General features: G+C 70.4%; 16 protein-coding genes and 2 tRNA genes. 13 read left to right on the forward strand and 5 right to left on the reverse strand.

All coding sequences use genetic code 11. From position 1 onward, the window contains the following. The first annotated feature begins 102 nt into the window (after positions 1-102). The gene (locus tag ABT137_RS00550; RefSeq protein ID WP_351700165.1) at positions 103-597 is read left to right on the forward strand and encodes a ribose-5-phosphate isomerase; all 495 of its coding nucleotides are present in this window, start codon (positions 103-105) and stop codon (positions 595-597) included. A gap of 134 nt (positions 598-731) precedes the next feature. Continuing rightward, positions 732-1,538, forward strand: coding sequence for an Fpg/Nei family DNA glycosylase (locus ABT137_RS00555; protein WP_351700167.1), 807 nt, complete (start codon positions 732-734; stop codon positions 1,536-1,538). Positions 1,539-1,545: 7 nt separating this feature from the next. On the opposite strand, the gene ABT137_RS00560 is transcribed toward ABT137_RS00555, so the two are convergent. After that, positions 1,546-2,787, reverse strand: coding sequence for a GNAT family N-acetyltransferase (locus ABT137_RS00560; RefSeq protein ID WP_351700169.1), 1,242 nt, complete (start codon positions 2,785-2,787; stop codon positions 1,546-1,548). A gap of 174 nt (positions 2,788-2,961) precedes the next feature. On the opposite strand from ABT137_RS00560, the gene ABT137_RS00565 reads away from it, so the two are divergent. Together ABT137_RS00565 and ABT137_RS00570 are read left to right on the forward strand one after the other, a co-directional pair. Further along, positions 2,962-4,125: a SpoIIE family protein phosphatase gene (locus tag ABT137_RS00565; RefSeq protein WP_351700170.1), complete on the forward strand. Its 1,164-nt coding sequence runs from the start codon at positions 2,962-2,964 to the stop codon at positions 4,123-4,125. 100 nt (positions 4,126-4,225) lie between these two features. Further along, on the forward strand, positions 4,226-4,675 hold the full coding sequence (locus ABT137_RS00570; protein ID WP_351700172.1) for an HD domain-containing protein: 450 nt from the start codon (positions 4,226-4,228) through the stop codon (positions 4,673-4,675). 24 nt (positions 4,676-4,699) lie between these two features. On the opposite strand, the gene ABT137_RS00575 is transcribed toward ABT137_RS00570, so the two are convergent. Beyond that, positions 4,700-5,824, reverse strand: a complete 1,125-nt coding sequence (locus tag ABT137_RS00575) for an acyltransferase family protein (protein WP_351700174.1) — start codon at positions 5,822-5,824, stop codon at positions 4,700-4,702. A 460-nt stretch (positions 5,825-6,284) separates the two neighbouring features. Here ABT137_RS00575 and ABT137_RS00580 point away from each other — a divergent pair, with 460 nt between their 5' ends. Continuing rightward, a complete protein-coding gene (locus tag ABT137_RS00580; RefSeq protein ID WP_089107496.1) occupies positions 6,285-6,479 on the forward strand; it encodes a hypothetical protein in 195 nt (64 codons plus the stop codon). Positions 6,480-6,628: 149 nt separating this feature from the next. Here the strand turns inward: ABT137_RS00580 and ABT137_RS00585 are convergent, their stop codons facing one another. Next, positions 6,629-6,841 carry a hypothetical protein gene (locus ABT137_RS00585; protein ID WP_351700176.1) on the reverse strand — a complete coding sequence of 71 codons (213 nt, stop codon included), beginning with the start codon at positions 6,839-6,841 and terminating at the stop codon, positions 6,629-6,631. 96 nt (positions 6,842-6,937) lie between these two features. Next, positions 6,938-7,008: transfer RNA gene (locus ABT137_RS00590), tRNA-Gly, on the reverse strand. A 186-nt stretch (positions 7,009-7,194) separates the two neighbouring features. Between ABT137_RS00590 and ABT137_RS00595 the strand changes: the two genes are divergently transcribed. The 5 genes from ABT137_RS00595 (at position 7,195) to clpX (ending at position 12,052) form a co-directional block, all read left to right on the forward strand. After that, positions 7,195-7,271: transfer RNA gene (locus tag ABT137_RS00595), tRNA-Pro, on the forward strand. A gap of 186 nt (positions 7,272-7,457) precedes the next feature. After that, complete coding sequence (gene tig, locus ABT137_RS00600) at positions 7,458-8,852, forward strand: trigger factor (RefSeq protein WP_351700178.1); 1,395 nt, start codon at positions 7,458-7,460, stop codon at positions 8,850-8,852. Positions 8,853-9,221: 369 nt separating this feature from the next. Then, positions 9,222-9,830 carry an ATP-dependent Clp protease proteolytic subunit gene (locus ABT137_RS00605; protein WP_351701107.1) on the forward strand — a complete coding sequence of 203 codons (609 nt, stop codon included), beginning with the start codon at positions 9,222-9,224 and terminating at the stop codon, positions 9,828-9,830. 67 nt (positions 9,831-9,897) lie between these two features. Then, positions 9,898-10,563 carry an ATP-dependent Clp protease proteolytic subunit gene (locus tag ABT137_RS00610; RefSeq protein ID WP_351700180.1) on the forward strand — a complete coding sequence of 222 codons (666 nt, stop codon included), beginning with the start codon at positions 9,898-9,900 and terminating at the stop codon, positions 10,561-10,563. A gap of 202 nt (positions 10,564-10,765) precedes the next feature. Beyond that, positions 10,766-12,052: an ATP-dependent Clp protease ATP-binding subunit ClpX gene (gene clpX, locus ABT137_RS00615; protein WP_351700182.1), complete on the forward strand. Its 1,287-nt coding sequence runs from the start codon at positions 10,766-10,768 to the stop codon at positions 12,050-12,052. Between the two features lie 91 nt (positions 12,053-12,143). Here the strand turns inward: clpX and ABT137_RS00620 are convergent, their stop codons facing one another. Beyond that, positions 12,144-13,121 (reverse strand): hypothetical protein, encoded by a 978-nt coding sequence (locus ABT137_RS00620; protein ID WP_351700184.1) that lies wholly within the window; start codon positions 13,119-13,121, stop codon positions 12,144-12,146. A 137-nt stretch (positions 13,122-13,258) separates the two neighbouring features. On the opposite strand from ABT137_RS00620, the gene ABT137_RS00625 reads away from it, so the two are divergent. From ABT137_RS00625 to folC, 3 genes are all read left to right on the forward strand, one after another. Further along, complete coding sequence (locus tag ABT137_RS00625) at positions 13,259-15,889, forward strand: valine--tRNA ligase (RefSeq protein WP_351700186.1); 2,631 nt, start codon at positions 13,259-13,261, stop codon at positions 15,887-15,889. A 239-nt stretch (positions 15,890-16,128) separates the two neighbouring features. Then, the gene (locus tag ABT137_RS00630; RefSeq protein ID WP_351700188.1) at positions 16,129-18,627 is read left to right on the forward strand and encodes a SpoIIE family protein phosphatase; all 2,499 of its coding nucleotides are present in this window, start codon (positions 16,129-16,131) and stop codon (positions 18,625-18,627) included. Continuing rightward, a complete protein-coding gene (gene folC / locus ABT137_RS00635; protein ID WP_502984445.1) occupies positions 18,620-20,158 on the forward strand; it encodes a bifunctional tetrahydrofolate synthase/dihydrofolate synthase in 1,539 nt (512 codons plus the stop codon). The genes ABT137_RS00630 and folC overlap by 8 nt, the downstream gene beginning before the upstream one ends. The last annotated feature ends 2 nt before the right edge of the window (positions 20,159-20,160 follow it).

The following is a 20,160-nucleotide window of genomic DNA, read 5'->3' on the forward strand; positions in this document are numbered from 1 at the left end:
ATCGTTACTTGAGGTTTTCCTGAGGTTCTGTAGTGTTACTCACAATTTCCGGGGTCCGGCCCCGCGCCTGCCGTGCGTTCACGCGCATGTCACACTCGTCCCATGCGCGTGTATCTCGGCTCCGACCATGCGGGCTTCGAACTCAAGAACCACCTCGTCGAGTGGCTGAAGGCGGCGGGCCACGACCCCGTGGACTGCGGCCCCCACATCTACGACGCCGACGACGACTACCCGCCCTTCTGCCTCCGCGCGGCCGAGCGGACGGCGGCGGACGCCGACTCCCTCGGCATCGTGATCGGCGGCTCCGGCAACGGTGAGCAGATCGCCGCGAACAAGGTGAAGGGCGTCCGTGCGGCGCTCGCCTGGAGCGAGGAGACGGCGTCGCTCGGCCGGCAGCACAACAACGCGAACGTCGTGGCGGTGGGCGCGCGCATGCACACGCAGGACGAGGCGACGAAGTTCGTCGAGACCTTCCTGAACACACCGTTCTCCGAGGGCGAGCGGCACATCCGCCGCATCGACATGCTGTCGGCGTACGAGACCACGGGCGACCTGCCCCCGATCCCGGCGCACCACCCCTCCGGGGACGGCCGGTAGGAGTTCGGCCGCGGGCGCGCGGGGGCTGGTCGCGCAGTTCCCCACGCCCCCAAGGGGCGCTGTGCTCGGCGTTCTTCGACGTGCACCCCTCGACTGACCGAGTCGGGTGGGTGGGTGGGAAAGGAATCACCTCAGTGCCAGAGGGGCACACGATCCACCGGCTCGCGCTGGACTACCGTCGGCTCAGCGGCGGCGCCGTGCGGGTCACCAGCCCGCAGGGCAAGTTCTCCGACGCCGCGGAGCTGATCGACGGCGCCCCCCTCACCCGTACCGAGGCCCACGGCAAGCACCTCTTCCTCGGCTTCCGCGACAGCGACTGGGTCCACATCCACCTCGGTCTCTTCGGCAAGGTCACCTTCGGCGACGCCCCCGCGCCCCCGGCCACCGACACCGTCCGCCTGCGCCTGGCGAACCCCACCGCCTACGTCGACCTGCGCGGCCCCACCACCTGCGCCCTGATCACCGACGCCGAGAAGAACGCCGTACACGCCCGCCTCGGTCCGGACCCGCTCCGCGCCGACGCCGACCCGGACGCGGCGTACCGCAGGATCTCCCGCAGCCGTACGACGATCGCAGCCCTGCTGCTGGACCAGAAGGTCATCGCCGGTGTCGGGAACGTCTACCGCGCCGAGGTTCTCTTCCGGCACGGGATCGATCCGTACCGCGCGGGCAAGGACGTCACCCCCGCCGAGTGGCAGGACATCTGGGCCGACCTGGTCGGACTCATGCGCGAGGGCGTCCGGAACAACCGCATCGACACCGTCCGGCCCGAGCACACCCCGGAGGCGATGGGCCGCCCGCCGCGCGTGGACGACCACGGCGGCGAGGTGTACGTCTACCGCCGGGCCACCCTGCCCTGCCACCTCTGCGGCACCGGGATCCGCACCGCCGACCTCGCCGCCCGCAACCTCTTCTGGTGCCCCACCTGCCAGAAACGCTGAGCGCGCGCTAGAAGCCGTGCGGCAGCCACGGCGCCACCGGTGAGCCGAACGCCACCGACGCCTCCGCCAGCGCCCCCGGCCGCAGTTCGCCCACCCGCCCGGCCCGCGCCAGCGACAGCAGGGACACGCCACCGAGGTACGCCGCCCCCAACTCCCGTACCGACAGCGTCAGCTCGGCCGCGTCCGTCGTACGCTCGCAGGACGCTCCCTTGGTGTCCCCGGTCAGCCGCCAACGCCCCGCGTTCCAGGGGCAGAAGGCGTCCGCCACCTCCAGCACCACGTCCACCGGCGTCTGATAGGTGCGCGCCGCGAGCGCCGCACCGACGTCGACGAGACGGACGTACCCCATGTCCCGCACCCGCGTCAGACAGCGCCGGATGTCGGAGACCTGGTACTGCCAGGCGTCGTCGACCGGCCGCCCCCGCACCGTCAGCGTCGACATCAGGTCGATGCCGAACAGGAACCGCCACAGCGCCGCGTCGCTCGCGGGATCGAGCGCGGCCAGGTACTCCAGCGACACCGTGCCGTCGTGCCCGCTCGGCGACCAGCCCAGCTTCGTACGGAACCGGGCGTACCCGGTGACCTCCCCGTCCCGCTCGGCGACCACGCACTGCAGCGCCGACGCCCCGTCCCGCTCGCTCTCCGGATCCAGCAGGCCCACCCGCTCCCAGCCCGGCTGCCGGGCCAGCATCCCGGGCCGCCGCGCCACCAGCTCCGCGTACACCGCCTCGCACGCGTCGAGCACGTCGGCCGGGCCGGCGTACCGCAGCCGTACGTCACCGGTGCCGGCCGGCGCGTCCAGCGTCACCCGGCTCGTGTCGATCTCGGCCTGCAGCTGGAAGGTCGCGGCGCCGTACCCGAAGCGGCCGTAGATCGCCGGCTCGGAGGCGGTCAGCGCGGCCAGCGGCTCGCCCCACTCCCGTACGTCGTCCAGCTGGCGGCGCATCATCGACGTCAGCACCCCGCGCCGCCGGTGCGTCGCGGCCACGCTCACCATGGTGATCCCCGCGGTGGGCAGCACGGCACCGCCCGGCACGGTCATCCGGAACCGGAACGCTCCTGTCGTCCCGACCAGTTCGGACCCGTCCCAGACGGCCAGCGAGCGTTCGCACTCGGTGAGGGACCGGTCCAGGTCGCGCTCCTCGGCCGGAGCCGGACCGGCGCCGAAGGCCCGCACCAGGTGGTCCCACCACCCGTCGAACTCCTCGGGACGCAGCACCTTCAACTCGGTCGCACGCTCGGTCGCCATACGCCATGCCTACCAGGGCATTGCAGGACGAGCCAGCGAATTTCTCCCGGACGGCGACGTGGGGGCTTCCGGTGAAGTTCACTGTGAAGTCGCACTCGAAGGTGAGCCTCGGACGGGGGACAAGTGGGACCTCCCGTGCCAAGCAGCTGGTCCGATGGATAGGGTCCCGAACTAATGGCAGTAGACCGAGAGCGGCGCGCGAAGGCCGAGACGTTCCCGGCCCGGTGGAAAGTGCAGTGGCACCGGGTCCGCGTCGGCGTGCGCAGAAGCGCCGTGGACTACTTCCGCGGCGACGGCTCCGACTGGATCGCGCTGATCGGGCTGCTCCTGACCGTCCCGGTCCTCGCGGCCGTGACCCTCGCCAACTCGGTCTGGTTCTCCCCGGCCGCGCTGGTCCTGCCGATCATCGCGGGCGGCCTGCTGCTGCGCCCGGCGAGCCTGCTCGGCCTGTACGCGGCGGCGGCCACCGCCCTGATCGTGGAGTCGGTACGGCTCGGCCCCTACACCGAGGGCCCCTCCCGGGTCACCCCGGGCGTGGTCCTCGTCGTCGCCGCCTGTGGTTTCTTCGGTCTGCTCACCGCCCAGTTCCGCAGCCGGGTCGGCGTCCCCTGGCGGCGCGGCGGCACCATGCTCTTCGACCTGCGCGAACGCATCCGGGTGCAGAGCAAGCTGCCGAAGCTGCCGCCGGGCTGGCACCGCGAGATGGCCCTGCGGCCGGCCGGCGGCCAGTCCTTCTCCGGCGACTTCGTGGTCGCGGCCCGCACGAACAACGGCCGCACCATGGAGGTCGTCCTCACGGACGTCTCCGGCAAGGGCATGGACGCGGCGTCCCGCGCCCTGCTCCTGTCCGGCGCCTTCGGCGGCCTCCTCGGCTCCCTCCCGCCGCACGCCTTCCTCCCCGCCGCCAACGGCTACCTGCTCCGCCAGGACTGGGACGAGGGCTTCGCGACCTCCATACACCTGGTCCTGGACCTCGACTCCGGCGACTACGAGCTGTACTCCGCGGGTCACCCGCCCGGTCTCCAGCTCAGCGCCGGCAGCGGCCGCTGGGAGGAGAAGGCGGCCGAGGGCCCCCTCCTCGGCGTGTACGACGGCGCCCAGTTCGACCCGGTGAAGGGCTCCCTGCGCCCCGGCGACGTCCTGATGATCTTCACGGACGGCCTGGTGGAGACGGCCGACCGCGACATCGTGGAAGGGATGGACCGCCTCACGGGAGAGGCCGACCGCTATGTCGCCGGCGGCTTCCACGGCGCCGCCTGGCACCTGATCGAGGCGGTGGCGAAGGACGTCAACGACGACAGGGCGCTGCTCCTGATCTGCCGGGAGGCGGCGAGGTAGTCCTGCGTTGTCAGCCGCGGCCGCGTGGGGGCTGGTCGCGCAGTTCCTCCCCCGCCGGTAAGTGACACCCCCCCCGTCCCGGCCACGAGATACTCGCACCGTGATCACCACCCTCACCCTCCCCGAAGTGGAGGCGCTCGCCCGAGCCGCCCACGCGGCGCAGACCGACAAGGCCGGCCGTCCCTACGCCGAGCACCTCGCCGCCGTCGCCCACGGCGTCCGCGCCCGCGGCGGCGACCCGGACCAGATCGCCGCCGCCTGGCTGCACGACGCCGTCGAGGATCACGCCCTCACCGAGGAGTGGCTGGCCACGGCCGCCCTGAGCCCCCGCACGAAGGCCATCGTGCGCGCCCTCACCAAGCACCCCGGCGAGCCCCCGGAGTCGTACGCCCACCGCGTCCTCACCACCCCCGGCGCCCTCCTCGTCAAGGAAGCCGACCTCGCGCACAACGCCGACCCCGGCCGTCTCGCCGTACTGGACGAGGACACCCGGAAACGGCTGACCGAGAAGTACGCCCGGATGCGCGCCCTCCTCGGCCTCCCCGCGTAAGCGGAACAAACGGAACCCGCGGCGTCACGCGTTGGCCATCTCCCGGCTCCGCGGCTCCTGCTCCTGCCCCCGGGCCGGTTCCGCGGCCTCCCGCCGGAACGCCCAGTCCATCCGCGGCTCCATGGAGAACCGGAACACCCGCTGCACGGGCCGGGTGCACAGCAGCGTCACGCACGCGCCCGCGAGCGCCGTGACGAGGATCTCGCCGAGCGGCCCGTGCAGCCACTTCGGGTCGAACCAGCCGGCGTGGACGCCGTACTTCACGACGAAGCCGTGCAGAAGGTAGCCGTACAGCGTGCCCGCGCCCAGCGCCGTGAACCACGTCCGCCGGCCCGGTACCCAGGAGAAGAAGCCGGCCGTCAGCAGCATCGAGCAGCCGAACATGGCGAGCACCATCACCGGCCCGCACCACCACGGCGCGCCCAGCTCCTGCGCGGAGTCCCGGTGGTAGAACCACGCGGTGTTCATCCGCGGCACCGACCACCACGCGAACGCCAGCGCGAGGGCGAACACCGGCACCGCGGCGATCCGCACCGGCCACCGGCGCACCAGCCGGAAGTGCTCGGGCCGCAGGCACAGGCCGAGCACGAAGTACGGCAGGAACTGCAGCACCCGCTGGAGGTCGAGGTCGTCACCGATGCTCGGGGACACCGACGCCAGCATCGCGATGCCGAAGGCGACCGGAAGGGGATGGCGGACCGCCTTCCACAGGGGCGTGGTCAGCCGCCAGACGAACAGCGCGCACAGGAACCAGGTCAGGTACCAGGGATCGAGCAGGCTGATGTCCTGGCCGGAGTCGCCGACCACGAAGCGCTGGAAGAGCGAGTAGGCGGTCTCGAACAGGACATAGGGGATGACGACCCCGGTGACCAGCCGCTTCAGCCGGTCCGGGCGCATGTCGAAGTTCCGGGAGAAGTAGCCGGAGACGATGATGAACGCCGGCATGTGGAAGGCGTACACGACGCAGTACATCGCCTCCAGGACGCGGCTGTCGCCCTTCAGCGGCTCCCATGAGTGACCCATCGCGACGAGCACGATCGCGAGGTACTTGGCGTTGTCGAAGAACGCGTCGCGCGGTCTGCCCGCCGGCGGCCGGGCCGGGGGACGTGGTGTTCGGTTCTGGCCGGGGGACGTGGCGGCGTCAAACATCTGAGGCACCCTAGCGTCGCCTGTGGGATTTCGTAAAACCGCCGGTGTGGTTCCTGGTAATCGGCGACAACCGAATCTTGATCGCCGGGTGATTTACCGGAGTCGATGCCTGTGTCTATGCAGTTCGATGCGGCACTTACACCCGTGATGTCCTTATTAATCCCTACTAATTGGTGCATAACGTCCGCAGGTCGCCGTTCTTTGCCGTGCCTGTGTCAATAATTCGAATTGGCTGCGCGCGAGTTGTGTGGACACGGAAACCATGTCCGTCAATTGCCGTGGATCCAGGGGCGGGTGGGGCCTCGAATTACAGTGCGGGCAGTTGTCGGTGTGCGGTGTGTTGTCGACGTTGTGTCACGAACCGCATAGTGCGGCCGGGTTGGTGGCACGATGGATCTGGCGGGGGTGCGGGGCCGTACCCCAGGGCCGGAGAGCGGACCGACCGAGGGTGTGATCAGTTGTGGCCATTTCACTGTCTGTGGTGTTGCTGTTGGCGATCATCCTTGTGGTGATGATGAGAGGGGGGAACATCAAGGCGGGCCCCGCCATCGTCGCCGTCCTGTTCGGCTTCTTCCTCGCGTCGACCGGGATGGCCCCCTCGATCCAGCGCTTCCTCGACTCGCTGGCGCAGACCATAAACTCGATCAACTTCTGACCCCGGGAGCCGGCCGGCGGCACGCGGCCTGCGCCACGACGGCGGCAGCGACCGGCGGCGCACGCGTGCCCGCCGCCACCCTCGCCCGCGATCCGGCGCACTCCGCCGAGCAGGCCCGGCACGGCACCAAGGGCGGCACCCCGCGCGCTCTATCCGCGGGGAACGGGGACCTGCTTCCAGCCGTCGACCGACTTCGTGACGAACAGGACCCGATAGACCTCGCGGGTCCACACGGTGGCACCCTCCCCGTGCTCGGGGAGTTCCCGGAACGCCTCTTCCTCCGAGTCGTAGCTGTACTTACGACCCTTCGCGTCCTTGACCATCCACTCTCTGCCGGGCAGCCCCGCCGCTCCCATGGCCACGATGGCTTCCCCTCCCCTGCCGATCCGTCCCCGGCAACGACTCAGGCCCAGGTCACCGAGTGAACTTACTCGGTGACCTGGGCCTGAGCCATTCGGAGCGGGCGACGGGAATCGAACCCGCGTAGTCAGTTTGGAAGACTGAAGCTCTACCATTGAGCTACGCCCGCACAACACGCGCCGCAGGTCGGCGACCGCGGCACAGAAGGCATCGTAGCGGGTCGTCCGCCGCGTAGGCCAACGCGATGGGGCCGCGGGGATGCGACCCGGGCGCGGTGCGGACGCGACGCCGATGCGGGTGAACAAAGCGACCGACGCAGGCGGCCCGGGCATGTACCCTACGTGTCGCACCGAAACGGGGTGTGGCGCAGCTTGGTAGCGCGTCCGCTTTGGGAGCGGAAGGCCGTGGGTTCAAATCCCGCCACCCCGACCACCACCTGACGGCGTCCGTCTTGATCGCCTTTTGGGGCGCTGAGCCGCTGCGGTTACTATGCAAGCTGCGCGCCCGCGTGTCCCGGCCCCCGCACGGCGGCTTACGAACTCCGCCGGGCGGCGAAAGTCCGCCGGGCCCCTCTGGCACCGGCAGAACCCAAGAAGTCAGCCACAAGGAGACCGAACCGTGAAGAGCGCCGTGGAGACCCTGAACCCGACTCGGGTTCGGCTCACTGTCGAGGTGCCCTTCGAGGAGCTCAAGGACAGCCTCGACGCGGCGTACAAGAAGATCAACCAGCAGGTCACGGTGAAGGGCTTCCGCAAGGGCAAGATCCCGGCCCGTGTCATCGACCAGCGGTTCGGCCGCGGTGCGGTCCTGGAGGAGGCGGTCAACGACGCGCTTCCGAAGTTCTACACCGAAGCGGTCAACGAGGCCGAGCTGAACCCGCTGGGCCAGCCCGACGTCGACATCACCGAGCTGAAGGACGGCGAGACGCTGAACTTCACCGCCGAGGTCGACGTCCGCCCGGCCCTGGAGATCCCGGACTACTCGGGCATCGAGGTCGAGGTCGACGCCGTCGAGGTCAGCGACGAGGACGTCGAGAAGTCGGTCGAGCAGCTCCGTGAGCGCTTCGCCGCCACCTCCCCGGTGGAGCGCGCGGCCGAGGACGGCGACGTCGTCACCATCGACCTGGAGGCCAAGGTCGACGGCGAGGTCCTGGAGGACGGCATCGCGAGCGGTGTCTCCTACACCATCGGCTCCGGCGAGCTCCTCGACGGCATCGACGACGCCGTGAAGGGCCTGGAGGCCGGTGGCGAGGCCACCTTCACCTCCGAGCTCAAGGGCGGCTCCGCGGCCGGCCGTGAGGCCGAGGTCACCGTCAAGGTCACCCAGGTCGCCGCCCGCGAACTCCCCGAGCTGGACGACGAGTTCGCGCAGCTCGCCTCCGAGTTCGACACCCTGGACGAGCTGAAGGCCGACAGCCGCAAGCGCCTCGCCAACATGAAGACGTACGACCAGGCCACGCAGGCCCAGGAGCGCGTCCTGGAGAAGCTGCTGGAGCTCGTCGAGGTGCCGGTCCCCGAGAAGCTGCTCGAGGACGAGATCAACACCCGCAAGCACAACCTGGAGCACCACCAGCTCGGCCAGATGGGCCTCGACCTGGAGAAGTACCTCGAGATCCAGGGCAAGACCGCCGAGGAGTTCGAGGCCGAGACCAAGGAAGCCGCGGTCAAGGGCATCAAGACCCAGTTCGTCCTCGACGAGCTGGTCAAGGTCGAGAAGCTGAACGTCAACCAGGAGGAGCTCACCGAGCACCTCATGCGGCGCGCGGCCTCCTCCGGCATGTCCCCCGACCAGTTCGCCCAGGCCGTCGTCGAGGGCGGCCAGGTCCCGCTCCTGGTCGGCGAGGTCGCCCGCGGCAAGGCCCTGGCCGTCGTGGTCGAGGCCGCCACGGTGAAGGACACCAACGGCGAGATCGTCGACCTGGACGACGAGGACGAGGACGAGACCGGGACGGAGGCCCCTGAGGCCGCCGCCGAGGCCGCCGACGCCCCCGCCGAGGACAAGACCGAGGGCTGAGCCCTACGGCGCCCGTAACGGCGTACAGGGGCTCCTGGGACCCATCCCGGGGGCCCCTTTGTCGTACGCCGGGGCAAGCGCACCGGAAGGCGGCGCAGCCGCCGTCTGGGGGCGCGGGGAACTGCGCGACAAGCCACGACGGCGCCGCACCCGCCCACCCACCGCCGCGGTCACGGCGGGTTGACAGCGGCCCTTCCGCCGGAGGCACCGGCACTACGCCCCCGGCGAACAGCCCTGTTACCGGGATTCCCCGAAGGGACCATCGCGTTAGGGTCCATGAGTACGAGGGCAGCCAAGCCCCCGGCTACGGAAACGTGAGACGGCCCGGCGCCGTCGTACAGACGAGCAGGTGGATACGTGACGAATCTGATGCCCTCCGCCGCCGGCGAGCCTTCCTTCGGTGGTGGCCTCGGTGACCAGGTCTACAACCGGCTGCTCGGTGAGCGGATCATCTTCCTGGGTCAGCAGGTGGACGACGACATCGCCAACAAGATCACCGCGCAGCTGCTGCTGCTCGCGGCGGAGCCCAACAAGGACATCTTCCTCTACATCAACAGCCCCGGCGGCTCGGTGACGGCCGGTATGGCGATCTACGACACCATGCAGTTCATCCCGAACGACGTGGTCACCATCGCCATGGGCATGGCGGCCTCGATGGGCCAGTTCCTGCTCACCGGCGGCACCGCAGGCAAGCGCTTCGCCCTGCCGCACACGGACATCATGATGCACCAGGGCTCCGCGGGCCTGGGCGGTACGGTCTCGGACATCAAGATCCAGGCCCAGTACCTGCTGCGCACCAAGAAGACCATGTCCGAGCTGACCGCCCTGCACTCCGGCCAGACCGTCGAGACGATCGTCCGCGACGGCGACCGCGACCGCTGGTTCACCCCGGAAGAGGCCAAGGAGTACGGTCTCATTGACGGGATCATCACGCATGCCTCCGGTGTTCCGGGAGGCGGCGGTACCGGCGCCTCCTGAGCCCGGCCACGCCACGCTCCGGCGAGACTCCAGCCCCCCGAACGCCACCAGGACGGTGAACACCCTCATGAGCAACTTCCCCGGCGCCGCCGACGCCCGTTACGACGGCCCTCGGCCCGACGCCCGCTATGTCATCCCGCGCTTCGTGGAGCGCACCTCCCAGGGCATCCGCGAGTACGACCCGTACGCGAAGCTCTTCGAGGAGCGTGTGATCTTCCTCGGCGTCCAGATCGACGACGCCTCCGCCAACGACGTCATGGCGCAGCTGCTGTGCCTGGAGTCGATGGACCCGGACCGGGACATCTCGATCTACATCAACAGCCCGGGCGGCGACATGACCGCCCTCACGGCGATCTACGACACGATGCAGTTCGTGAAGCCCGACATCCAGACGGTCTGCATGGGCCAGGCGGCCTCCGCGGCGGCGATCCTGCTGGCCGCCGGCACGCCCGGCAAGCGCATGGCGCTGCCGAACTCCCGTGTGCTGATCCACCAGCCGGCCGGTTCCACCGGCCGCGGCCAGCTCTCCGACCTGGAGATCATCGCCAACGAGTTCACGCGGATGCGTGAGCAGCTGGAAGACATGCTGGCCAAGCACTCCAAGCGGCCGATCGAGCAGGTCCGCGAGGACATCGAGCGCGACAAGATCCTCACCGCGGAGGAAGCGCTCGAGTACGGCATCGTGGACCAGATCATCTCCACCCGGAAGATGAACAACGCTGACGTCCGCTGACAGAGGCCGCTGACAGAGAATGTATTCTCTGCCGCCCTTGGCACGGTTTGACCGCGCGCACGGCAAGGTGCACGTCAAAGTGAACCGTGCCAAGGGGGGCCCGTACGAGGGGCCCGGCAAGGTACCGTCGACATAAGGCAGCACCAGGAGCCGCTGGATTCGAGAGAGTCCAGGCGTCTCCCAGGCGAAGGGGAAGCACACCGTGGCACGCATCGGTGACGGCGGCGATCTGCTCAAGTGCTCGTTCTGCGGCAAGAGCCAGAAGCAGGTCAAGAAGCTCATCGCAGGGCCCGGTGTGTACATCTGCGACGAGTGCATCGACCTCTGCAACGAGATCATCGAGGAGGAACTCGCCGAGACGAGCGAGGTGCGCTGGGAGGAACTCCCCAAGCCCCGCGAGATCTACGAGTTCCTGGAGGGCTACGTGGTGGGCCAGGAGCCCGCCAAGAAGGCCCTCTCGGTCGCGGTGTACAACCACTACAAGCGCGTCCAGGCAGGGGAGAACGGCGGCGCCCAAGGCCGCGACGACGCCATCGAGTTGGCGAAGTCCAACATCCTCCTGCTGGGCCCCACCGGCTCCGGCAAGACGCTCCTCGCGCAGACCCTGGCCCGCATGCTGAACGTGCCGTTCGCGATCGCCGACGCCACCGCGCTGACGGAGGCCGGCTACGTGGGCGAGGACGTGGAGAACATCCTCCTCAAGCTGATCCAGGCCGCGGACTACGACGTCAAGAAGGCCGAGACCGGGATCATCTACATCGACGAGATCGACAAGGTAGCCCGTAAGAGCGAAAATCCTTCGATCACGCGAGACGTCTCCGGCGAGGGTGTGCAGCAGGCCCTGCTGAAGATCCTGGAGGGCACCACGGCCTCCGTCCCGCCGCAGGGCGGCCGCAAGCACCCGCACCAGGAGTTCATCCAGATCGACACGACGAACGTGCTGTTCATCGTGGGCGGTGCGTTCGCCGGCCTGGAGAAGCTCATCGAGTCCCGGGCGGGCGCCAAGGGCATCGGCTTCGGCGCGACCATCCGCTCCAAGCGCGAGCTGCAGTCCAAGGACCAGTTCGAGGACGTCATGCCCGAGGACCTGGTCAAGTTCGGCATGATCCCGGAGTTCATCGGCCGCCTCCCGGTCATCACCTCGGTCCACAACCTGGACCGCGAGGCCCTGCTCCAGATCCTCATCGAGCCGCGCAACGCGCTGGTCAAGCAGTACCAGCGCCTCTTCGAACTCGACGGCGTGGAGCTGGACTTCGAGCGCGAGGCCCTGGAGGCCATCGCCGACCAGGCGATCCTCCGCCAGACCGGCGCGCGCGGCCTGCGGGCCATCATGGAGGAAGTCCTCATGTCCGTGATGTACGAGGTCCCGTCCCGCAAGGACGTGGCCCGCGTCGTCATCACGGCCGACGTCGTCCACTCCAACGTCAACCCGACCCTGATCCCGCGCGACGCCCGGGGCCGGGGCGCGGGGGAGCAGAAGTCGGCGTAACCCCCGTCAACACCGAAGCGCCGGGCCCTCCTCGGAGGGCCCGGCGCTTTCGTGTGCGTCGGCGTGTGTCGGCAGCGTGCGTCGACGGCGACTACTTGGCGACGCGCACCGCACCCCGCACATCGGCCGCGATCTTCGCCGACTCGTCCAGGGTGTACGTCTTCACGCCCGCCGTCGGCTCCACGATGCCGATGGTGCTGTAGTCCGCCCAGATGCACATGTACGCCGTCTGGTCCTTGCCGGTGAGCTGGTTCTTGCCCGTCGCCTGCTGGCACTTCATCACCGCGCCGTCCAGACCGTCGGGTGAGACGGACTGCGCGTCGCCGGCCAGCTTCACGTCGTCGTCGGAGGAACTGCTCGCCTTCATCTGGGCGAAGGTGGTGTCCAGCGCCGTCTGCGGGTCCTTCACCGTGCCGTAGACGCCGAAGAGGGTGAAGTTCTCGGCGGTCTGCGCCTTGGCCACGCTGGTGGGGTCGGTCGTGTCGAGGGAGTTCAGGTCGATGGTCGAGTAGACCGCGCCGACCGAGGTGGCGTCGGTGACACCGGCCTTGGCGAGGTCCTTCGCGTCGCTCGAACTCGCCTTCTTCTCCGAGGAGTCGCCGTACCGCTTGTACTTGCCGGACAGCACCGAGGCCGGCGTGGTCAGCTTGTGCGGCCCGTCGTCCTTCAGCGCGCCGGATCCGCTCCCGCCGAGCACGAAGTACGCCCCGACGCCGATCGCCGCCACCACGGCGACCGCCCCGATGACGAGGCCCGTCTTCTTCTTCCCGCCGCCCGGAGCCGGCGGCTGCGGAACGCCGTAGGGAGGCTGGCCGTACGGGGGCTGCTGGCCGTACGGGTTGTCCTGCGGGGGAACCCCCTGGGGCGGGTAGCCGTAGCCCGGCTGCGGGGGCTGCGGCGGCTGACCGTAGGGTCCCGGCTGCGGCGGAGCCTGCTGCGGATAGCCGTAGCCGGGCTGGGGAGCCTGGGGCGCCTGCGGCGGCTGGCCGTACGGACCCGGCTGCTGCCCGTACGGTCCCGGCTGCTGCGGCGGCGGCGCGCCGTACGGGCCCGGCTGGTTGTAGCTCATCCCTGGGTTCCCCTCCAGATGCTTATGTGTTCCTGACATCCTGGCGCAGTCACAGGGGACTCATGGCGCGGGGGTGTCCACCGTTACGGAACAAACGCGTTTCGGGACAGCCCTGAGACACCTCTAAACTGGGCCCCGTGACCGAGAATGCTCAGCAGCAGCCCACAGCGCCCAGCACCGAACTGCCGACCCAGTACGCGCCGGCCGACGTAGAGGGGCCGCTGTACGAGCGCTGGGTAGAGCGCGGTTACTTCGCGGCCGACGCCAAGAGCGACAAGCCCGCGTACACCATCGTCATCCCGCCCCCCAACGTCACCGGCTCCCTCCACCTGGGCCACGCCTTCCAGCACACGCTGATGGACGCGCTGACCCGCCGCAAGCGCATGCAGGGCTTCGAGTCGCTGTGGCTGCCCGGCATGGACCACGCCGGCATCGCCACCCAGAACAAGGTCGAGCAGCAGCTCGCCGAGGAGGGCAAGTCCCGCCACGACCTGGGCCGCGAGGAGTTCGTCGAGCGGGTCTGGCAGTGGAAGGAAGAGTACGGCGGCAGGATCCTCGGCCAGATGCGCCGGCTCGGCGACGGCGTCGACTGGGACCGCGAGCGCTTCACCATGGACGAGGGCCTGTCCAAGGCCGTCCAGACCATCTTCAAGAAGCTCTACGACGACGAGCTGATCTACCGCGCCGAGCGCATCATCAACTGGTGCCCGCGCTGTCTGACGGCCATCTCGGACATCGAGGTGGAGTACCAGGAGGACGACGGCGAGCTGGTCTCCATCAAGTACGGCGAGGGCGACGAGACGCTGGTCGTCGCCACCACGCGTGCGGAGACGATGCTCGGCGACACGGCCGTCGCCGTCCACCCGGACGACGAGCGGTACAAGCACCTGGTCGGCAAGCGCATCAAGCTCCCGCTGACGGACCGCGCCATCCCCGTCGTCGCGGACACCCACGTCGATCCGGAGTTCGGCACGGGTGCCGTCAAGGTCACCCCGGCCCACGACCCGAACGACTTCGCGATCGGCCAGCGCCACGGCCTGGAGTCCATCACGGTCATGGACGAGCGCGGGATCATCACGGTCCACGGCCCCTTCGAGGGACTCGACCGCTTCGAGGCGCGTTCCGCGATCGTCGGAGCGCTGCGTTCGCAGGGCCGGATCGTCGCCGAGAAGCGTCCGTACGTCCACAGCGTCGGCCACTGCTCGCGCTGCCAGACCACCATCGAGCCGCGGCTGTCCATGCAGTGGTGGGTCAAGGTCGGCCCGCTGGCGCAGGCGGCGGGCGACGCGGTCCGCGACGGCCGGGTCACGATCCACCCCGCCGACATGTCGAAGCGCTACTTCGACTGGGTCGACAACATGCACGACTGGTGCATCTCGCGCCAGCTGTGGTGGGGCCACCGGATCCCGGTCTGGTACGGCCCCGACGGCGAGGTCGTCTGCGTCGGCCCCGACGAGGAGCCGCCCGGCACCGAGGCGGAGGGCTGGAAGCAGGACCCCGACGTCCTGGACACCTGGTTCTCCTCCGGCCTGTGGCCCTTCTCGACCCTCGGCTGGCCCGAACACACCCCGGATCTCGAGAAGTTCTACCCGACCGACGTCCTGCTCACGGGCCACGACATCATCTTCTTCTGGGTCGCCCGGATGATGATGTTCGGCCTCTACGCGATGGACGGCGAGGTCCCCTTCAAGACCATCGCCCTGACCGGTCTGGTCCGCGACCAGTTCGGCAAGAAGATGTCGAAGTCCTCGGGCACGGCCGTCGACCCGCTCGACTGGATGAACCAGTACGGCTCCGACGCCGTCCGCTTCACCCTGGCCCGCGGCGCCAACCCCGGCACCGACGTCCCGATCGGCGAGGACTGGGTCCAGGCCTCCCGCAACTTCGCCAACAAGATCTGGAACGCCACCCGCTTCGCCCTGATGAACGGCGCGACCGTCGAGGGCCCGCTCCCGGACCCGGCCGAGATGTCGGCGACGGACCGCTGGATCCTCTCCCGCCTCAACGAGACGGTCGCCGAAGTCGACGCGTTCTACGACGACTTCCAGTTCGCGAAGCTGTCCGACGCCCTCTTCCACTTCGCGTGGGACGAGGTCTTCGACTGGTACGTCGAGCTGTCCAAGACGACGTTCCAGGCGGGTGGCCGGGGCGCCGAGGTCTCCCGGCGCGTCCTGGGCGAGGTCCTCGACGTCACCCTGAAGCTGCTCCACCCGGTGGTCCCCTTCGTCACGGACACCCTGTGGACGACGCTGACCGGCGGCGAGTCGGTCGTGATCGCCGACTGGCCGGCCGACAGCGGCTTCCGGGACGAGGCGGCGGAGCGGGAGATCGAGAGCCTCCAGTCCGTCATCACCGAGGTCCGCCGCTTCCGTGCCGACCAGGGCCTGCAGGCCGGCCAGCGGGTCCCGGCCCGCCTGACGCTGGACGGTACGGCCCTCGCCCCGCACGAGGCGGCCATCCGCCAGCTGCTGCGCCTGCAGCCCGAGGGCGACGCCTTCGAGGCGACGGCGACCCTCCCGGTGGCCGGCGCCACGGTCGCCCTCGACCTCTCCGGCACCATCGACGTCGCCGCCGAGCGCAAGCGCCTCGCGAAGGACCTCGCGGCCGCCGAGAAGGAGAAGGCCCAGGCGACCGGCAAGCTCGGCAACGAGGCGTTCCTGGCGAAGGCCCCGGACAACGTGGTGGAGAAGATCCGCACCCGGCTCGCCAAGGCCGACGAGGACATCGCCCGCATCCAGACCCAGCTGGACCGCCTTCCGGAGGCGTAGCCGGACCGCCTTCCGCAGGAGTGGCCGGACCGCCTTCCGCAGGCGTGGCCGGTGGGCCCCGCAAGGCCTTGGCCGAGGCGTCCCGCACAGGCGTCCGGCAGCCCTTCCCGCAGGGCTGCCGGACGCCTGGCGCGTTTCCCGGGTCACAAAGCGCCGCCCGGCCGCCGCCCTACAATCCAGAAGTAGGAACATGACCCTAATGTTCCGTTTTGGTGCCATGCGGCGGAGGGAACGCCCACATGCAGCGCAGGGGCCGAACGAGGACGCCTCCGCACCGGGGCCTGGTCCCCCTGACAGCCGGTGCGGGCGGCCTGCTCGCCGTGGTCATGGGCCTCGTCTTCCTGACGCTGGTCCTGGCGATCACGGACGCCCAGCACTCCCTGCTCTCCGCGCGGAGCGGCCGGCCGGCCCTGGAGCAGGTCGGGGTGGTCCAGGGGACCGTCTTCGACATGGAGGGCGGCCAGCGCAGCTATGTCATCACCCGCCAGGACGCGTTCCTCGCGCCCTGGAACGCGGCCCGGACCGCGTTCCCCGCGCAGGCACAGCGGCTCGTGGACGTCAGCACGTCCCCCGCCCAGCGGCAGCTGGCCCGGCAGATCCAGCGGTCCGGCCAGTCCTTCGTCGACGACTACTCGGTCCCGCTCGTGGCCGAGGCCCGGCGCGGCGATCCCAACGCGAGCAGCACGGTGCGGACGCTGGAGGGCAAGCAGCGGCTCGACGCACTCCGGGACCAGTTCACCCGCTACCTCCAGGCCGAGCGCCACGCGATCGACCAGCGTGAGAACGCGCTGGAGGGCCGGATGCGCACGCTGACGATCGCCGCGTCCGCCGGCGTCGGCGCGGCGGTCCTCCTGATCGTCGCCTACGGCGCCTACGTGACCCGGGTGATCGTCTGGCCGGTGCGCAGGATGGCCGGCTTCGCGACCCGGCTCGCCGCCGGGGACATGGGCACCCGGGTGCCGCCCTCCGGGCGCCGGGAGATCGGGCAGCTGGAGACGGCGTTCAACACCATGGCGGGCTCGCTGGAGAAGAGCCACCGGCGGCTGCGGCTGCTCTACGACGCCGGTACCGCCGTCGGCAACACCCTGGACGTGGGGCGGACCGCCGACGAGCTGGTGCGGGTGGCCGTCCCCCGCTTCGCCGACTTCGTCACCGTCGACCTGGAGGAGTCCGTGCTGCACGGCGGGGAGCCGACGGCCGCCGAGACCGTCCTGCGGCGCGTCGCCCGGGGCGGCGTCCGCGACGACTCCCCGCTGGACCCCACCGGTGCCCTGATCGCCGTGGACCCGCCGCCCGGCGCCACCCGTCACACCGCCGCCGCCCCGGCTCTCATGGCCGACCTGCGGGTCACCCGGCGAGCGAGGTTTCCCGACGCGCGGCACACCGAACAGCTCCTCGACTACGGCATGCGCTCGCTGATCACCGCGCCGTTGTCGGCACAGGGCGTGCTGATGGGGGTGATCGTCTTCTGGCGCACCCGGGACTCCCCGCCGTTCGAGAAGGACGACCTGTCCGACGCCGAGGAACTCGCCGCGAAGGCCGCGACCGCCATCGACAACGCGCGCCGCTACACCCGGGAGCGCGAGACCGCGCTGGGGCTCCAGCGCAGCCTGCTCCCGCACGACCTGCCCGACTGCCCGAGCGTCGACTTCGCCTACCGCTACCTGCCCACCGGCACCCGGGCCGGCGTCGGCGGCGACTGGCTCGACGTGATCCCGCTGTCGGGCACCCGGGTGGCCCTGGTCGTCGGGGACGTCGTCGGTCACGGCATCCAGGCCTCCGCCACCATGGGGCGGCTGCGCACGGCGGTCCGCACCCTCGCGGACGTCGACCTGCCCCCCGACGAACTCCTCACCCACCTCGACGACCTGGTCCTGCACCTCGAAGACGGCGCCCGGGAACAGGTCGGCGAGGTGGGCTCGACCTGCCTGTACGCCGTCTACGACCCGATCTCACGGCGTTGCTCCCTGGCCAGCGCGGGCCATCCGATGCCCTTCGTGATCACTCCCCAGGGGGCGGTGGAGCCGGCCCCCGGCCAGGCCGGCCCGCCGCTCGGGCTCGGCGGGCTGCCGTTCGAGACCACCGACCTGGACCTCACCGCGGGCTCCACCCTCGCCCTGTTCAGCAACGGCCTGGTGCACTCCCGCCACCTCGACATGGGCCGCGGTCTCGACCGGCTGCGCCGCGCGCTCGCCTCCGCCGGGGAGGGGGAGCCGCTGGAGGCCGCCTGCGACCGGGTGGTGGGCGCGCTGCGCACCGGCGAACCCGCCGACGACGTCACCCTGCTGCTCGCCCGCACCCGCGCCCTGCCCTGCGACCAGGTGGCCGTCTGGGAGGTCCCCGCGGACCCCGAGCAGGTAGCAGGGGCCCGGACCCTGGCCACCGACCAGCTCGCCGCCTGGAAGCTGGACGAGCTGACCTTCACCACCGAACTGGTGGTCAGCGAACTCGTCACGAACGCCGTCCGCTACGGCGGCGCCCCGATCCAGCTGCGGCTCATCCGCGACACCAGGATGCTGATCTGCGAGGTCTCCGACGGCAGCAGCACCGCCCCGCACCTGCGGCGGGCCCGGGTCTTCGACGAGGGCGGCCGGGGCCTGCTGCTGGTGGCCCAGCTCACCCAGCGGTGGGGGACCAGGCAGACCTCCGCCGGCAAGACGATCTGGTGCGAGCAGGCGCTTCCGGCGACCGACGCGTCCACGCGGCCGCGGGGCTCCGTAGACTGGTGCCGTGAGTGATCTGCCTCCGCGCGACCCCCATGAGAGCTTCGACGGCAACTTCGAGGACGACTCCGAGGACGGCTTCGACGACATCGTCGCGGCCGAGACGGACCGCGACCCCGATCTCGCGGTGATCGAGGCCGGCAGCCGGACCCTGCGTACCCAGGGCGGCCCGCAGCAGGCCGACGTCCCGGGCCGTCCCAAGGACCCGGAGATCGACCGGGCCCTGCGCGAGGTGGAGGCGGAGCTCGCCACCCGCTGGGGCGAGACCAAGCTGGAGCCGTCGGTCACCAGGATCGCCGCCCTGATGGACGTGCTGGGCGAGCCGCAGCGGTCGTACCCCTCGATCCACATCACCGGCACCAACGGCAAGACCTCCACCGCCCGTATGGTCGAGGCCCTGCTCGGCGCCTTCGACCTGCGCACCGGCCGTTACACCAGCCCGCACGTGCAGTCGATCACCGAGCGCATCAGCCTCGACGGCGCCCCGATCTCCGCCGAGCGGTTCATCGAGACGTACAACGACATCAAGCCCTACGTCGAGATGGTCGACGGGCAGCAGGAGTACCGGCTCTCCTTCTTCGAGGTGCTCACCGGCATGGCGTACGCGGCCTTCGCGGACGCCCCCGTGGACGTCGCCGTCGTCGAGGTCGGCATGGGCGGTTCCTGGGACGCCACGAACGTCATCGACGGGGACGTCGCCGTCGTCACCCCCATCGACCTCGACCACACCGACCGGCTCGGGGAGACCACCGCCGAGATCGCCGGCGAGAAGGCCGGCATCATCAAGCAGGACGCGACGGTCATCCTGGCCCAGCAGCCGGTCGACGCGGCGCAGGTGCTCCTCAAGAAGGCCGTCGAGGTGGACGCCACCGTCGCCCGCGAGGGCCTCGAGTTCGGCGTCGTCGCCCGCCGGGTCGCCGTCGGCGGCCAGCTGCTCACCCTGCGCGGCCTCGGCGGCGAGTACGACGAGGTCTACCTCCCCCTGCACGGCCCCTACCAGGCCCACAACGCGGCGGTCGCGCTCGCCGCGGTGGAGGCGTTCTTCGGGGTCGGCTCCCAGCGCCCCGAGTCCCTCGCCATCGACACGGTCCGCAAGGCCTTCGCGGCGGTCTCGTCCCCGGGCCGGCTGGAGGTCGTACGACGCTCTCCCACCGTCGTCCTCGACGCCGCCCACAACCCGGCCGGCGCCCGCGCCACCGCCGAGGCCGTCGGCGAGGCCTTCGACTTCAGCCGGCTGATCGGCGTGGTCGGGGCCAGCGGCGACAAGAACGTCCGGGGCCTCCTGGAGGCCTTCGAGCCGATCTTCGCCGAGGTCGTCGTCACCCAGAACTCCAGCCACCGCGCGATGGACGCGGACGAGCTGGCCGCGGTCGCCGTCGAGGTGTTCGGCGAGGACCGCGTCCAGGTCGAGCCGCGGCTGCCCGACGCCCTGGAGGCCGCGATCACGCTGGCCGAGGAGGAGGGCGAGTTCGCCGGCGGCGGCGTGCTGGTCACCGGCTCCGTCATCACCGTGGGCGAGGCCCGCCTGCTCCTCGGGAGGCCCTGACC

The sequence above is a fragment of the Streptomyces sp. NPDC001980 genome (assembly GCF_040296885.1).
GTDB lineage: Bacteria > Actinomycetota > Actinomycetes > Streptomycetales > Streptomycetaceae > Streptomyces.